We start from the raw sequence: 3,472 nt of genomic DNA on the forward strand, positions 1-3,472 counted from the left end.
GCCCTCATCGCGGGCAAGCCTTGCTCCCACGGTTATTGCAGCGCAATTGTTAGAGCAAGCCTTATGCAACATGGTTTGGCCTTGCGCTTGTGGGAGCAAGGCTTGCCCGCGATGGCTGCATCAAGCTGTCGAATATTTGTTGTCTTGTTGGTCAGCATTTTGCATTAGCGCTGTTCAGCCAACCTCACAACAAAATGGAGTTCGAGTTCATGCACAAGCGTCCCTTGAAGATGTTGCTTTGCGCCGTCGCTGCAACTGTCGGTCTGAGCGCCGGCTTGAATGCCAGCGCCGCCGACCCGCTGAAGGTCGGTTTCGTCTATATCGGCCCCATCGGTGACCACGGCTGGACCTACCAGCATGAACAGGGACGCAAGGAACTGGTGGCGAAACTCGGCGACCGAATCACCACCAACTACGTGGAAAACGTGCCCGAAGGCGCCGACGCCGAGCGGGTGATCCGCAACATGGCCAAGGACAAATACGACCTGATCTTCACCACGTCCTTCGGCTACATGAACCCGACACTGAAGGTCGCCAAGCAATTCCCCAAGGTGACCTTCGAACACGCCACCGGCTACAAGCAGGACAAGAACCTGGGCACTTATCTGGCACGCACCTATGAGGGTCGCTACGTCGGCGGCTTCATCGCGGCCAAGATGACCAAAAGCAAAAAAATCGGCTACGTCGCCTCCTTCCCGATTCCAGAAGTGATCCGCGATATCAACGCTATCCAACTGGCCCTGAACAAGTACAACCCTGGCACCGAAATCAAAGTGGTGTGGGTCAACTCCTGGTTCGATCCGGGCAAGGAAGCCGATGCCGCCAACGCCTTGATCGATCAGGGCGTGGACGTGGTGTTCCAGCACACCGACAGCCCGGCGCCGATCCAGGCCGCCGAGCGGCGCGGCGTCTACGCCGTCGGCTACGCTTCGGACATGGCCCACTTCGGTCCCAAGGCGGTGCTGACCTCGATTGTCAACGACTGGGGCCCGCACTACATCCAGGCAACCCAAAGCGTGCTCGACCATAGCTGGAAATCCCAGGACTACTGGGGCGGCCTGAAGGAAGGCACGGTGAAGCTGCCGATCAGCGACCTGGTGCCAGCGGCGGTCAAAGGCGAAGCCGAGCAGATCATCGCCGACATCGAGAGCGGTGCTTTCCATCCGTTCACCGGGCCGATCAAGGACCAGGCCGGCGTCGAGAAAATCCCGGCGGGCACAAGCGCCACCAACGCAGAACTGGCGTCGATGAATTATTACGTCGAAGGCATGAAGGCTGAGATTCCCAAATAACTGACGAGTCAACACAAAACCCTGTGGGAGCGAGCCTGCTCGCGATAGCGGACTGACATTCAACGTTGATGTCGACAGACAAATCGCTATCGCGAGCAGGCTCGCTCCCACATCGGCCCCTACACAATCAGGAAAGCCGCATGAACAGCCTTCCCATCATCGACATCAGCCCGCTCTACGGCGATGCCCCCAGCGCCTGGCAATCGGTCGCCAACCAGATCGACCAGGCCTGCCGCCAGTGGGGCTTTTTCTACATCAAGGGTCACCCCATCAGCCCGGCACGCATCACCCAAGTCCTGGACCAGGCCCAACGCTTCTTCAGGCTGCCGGTAGCAGAAAAACTCAAGATTGACATCACCCAGACCCGCCATCATCGCGGCTACGGCGCCGTCGCCACCGAACAACTGGACCCGGCCAAACCCAGCGACCTGAAAGAAACCTTCGACATGGGCCTGCACTTGCCGGCCGATCATCCCGACGTGCTGGCGCATAAGCCTCTGCGGGGACCTAACCGACACCCGGACCTCGCGGGCTGGGAACCCCTGATGGAGCAGCATTACCGCGACATGCAGGCCCTTGCCCAAACCCTGCTGCGCGCCATGACCCTGGCTCTGGGCATCGAGCGGGATTTCTTCGACACGCGCTTCACTGAGCCTGTAAGCGTGCTGCGCCTGATTCACTATCCGCCGCGTCACACCGCCAGCTCTGCCGAGCAGCAAGGTGCCGGCGCCCATACCGATTACGGCTGCATCACTCTGCTCTACCAGGACGCCGCCGGTGGCCTGCAAGTGCGCAACGTCAATGGCCAATGGATCGACGCGCCGCCCATCGACGGCACGTTCGTGGTCAACCTCGGCGACATGATGGCGCGCTGGAGCAACGACCGTTACCTGTCCACCCCCCATCGGGTGATCAGCCCGCTGGGGGTAGACCGCTATTCGATGCCGTTCTTTGCCGAGCCGCACCCCGACACGCTGATCCAATGCCTGCCCGGTTGTCAGGATGAGGGCCACCCACCGAAGTACCCGACCACCACCTGCGCCGAATTCCTGCTGTCGCGCTTCGCTGACACCTATGCTTACCGGCGGGAACAACAGGCGGTGTAGTGGATCAGCCGGTCAGGTTTTACCAGACATTGCGGCCAGCCCCTGTAGAATGCCTGCCATCGATTCGCTGATGAGAAAAGAACATGTACGACTGGCTGAACGCCTTGCCCAAGGCTGAACTGCACCTGCATCTGGAAGGCTCGCTGGAGCCCGAGCTGCTGTTCGCCCTGGCCGAACGCAACAAGATTGCCTTGCCGTGGAGCGACGTGGACACCCTGCGCAAGGCCTATGCCTTCAACAATCTGCAGGAATTCCTCGACCTGTATTACCAGGGTGCCGACGTGTTGCGCACCTCCCAGGATTTCTACGACCTGACCTGGGCCTACCTGTTGCGCTGCAAGGCGCAGAACGTGATTCACACCGAACCGTTCTTCGACCCGCAGACCCACACCGACCGTGGCGTCCCGTTCGAAGTGGTGCTCAATGGCATCGCCGCGGCCCTCAAGGACGGTGAACAGCAACTGGGCATCACCAGCGGCCTGATCCTGAGTTTCCTGCGCCACCTGAGCGAAGAACAGGCCGAGAAAACCCTCGACCAGGCGCTGCCGTTCCGCGATGCGTTCGTGGCCGTGGGTCTGGACAGTTCGGAAATGGGCCATCCGCCGAGCAAGTTCCAGCGGGTATTCGACCGTGCGCGCAACGAGGGCTTCCTGACCGTTGCCCACGCCGGTGAAGAAGGCCCGCCCGAGTACATCTGGCAAGCCCTGGACCTGTTGAAGATCCAGCGCATCGACCACGGCGTGCGGGCCATTGAAGATGAACGACTGATGCAACGGATCATCGACGAACAGATCCCGCTGACGGTCTGCCCGTTGTCCAACACCAAGCTGTGCGTGTTCGACGACATGTCGCAACACAACATCCTCGACATGCTCGAGCGCGGTGTGAAGGTGACGGTCAACTCCGATGACCCGGCGTACTTCGGCGGCTACGTCACCGAAAACTTCCACGCGCTGCACACTCACCTGGGGATGACCCAGGACCAGGCCACGCGCCTGGCGCAGAACAGCCTGGATGCACGGCTGGTAAAACCCTAAGACTTAGTCCCCCTGTGGGAGCGGGCTTGCTCGCGAA

The 3,472-nt window shown here is 60.6% G+C and carries 3 protein-coding genes; all 3 read left to right on the forward strand.

Features of this window, described 5'->3' with window-relative positions:
• Positions 1 to 209: 209 nt before the first annotated feature.
• The 3 genes from HU811_RS25940 to HU811_RS25950 all read left to right on the forward strand — a co-directional run bounded on the left by HU811_RS25940 (position 210) and on the right by HU811_RS25950 (position 3,435).
• Complete coding sequence (locus HU811_RS25940; RefSeq protein ID WP_186658917.1) at positions 210 to 1,292, forward strand: BMP family ABC transporter substrate-binding protein; 1,083 nt, start codon at positions 210 to 212, stop codon at positions 1,290 to 1,292.
• A gap of 140 nt (positions 1,293 to 1,432) precedes the next feature.
• On the forward strand, positions 1,433 to 2,398 hold the full coding sequence (locus HU811_RS25945; protein ID WP_186658920.1) for a 2-oxoglutarate and iron-dependent oxygenase domain-containing protein: 966 nt from the start codon (positions 1,433 to 1,435) through the stop codon (positions 2,396 to 2,398).
• 83 nt (positions 2,399 to 2,481) lie between these two features.
• Positions 2,482 to 3,435: an adenosine deaminase gene (locus tag HU811_RS25950; protein ID WP_076386484.1), complete on the forward strand. Its 954-nt coding sequence runs from the start codon at positions 2,482 to 2,484 to the stop codon at positions 3,433 to 3,435.
• The last annotated feature ends 37 nt before the right edge of the window (positions 3,436 to 3,472 follow it).

The organism is Pseudomonas tehranensis, from assembly GCF_014268615.1.
Lineage (GTDB): Bacteria > Pseudomonadota > Gammaproteobacteria > Pseudomonadales > Pseudomonadaceae > Aquipseudomonas > Aquipseudomonas tehranensis.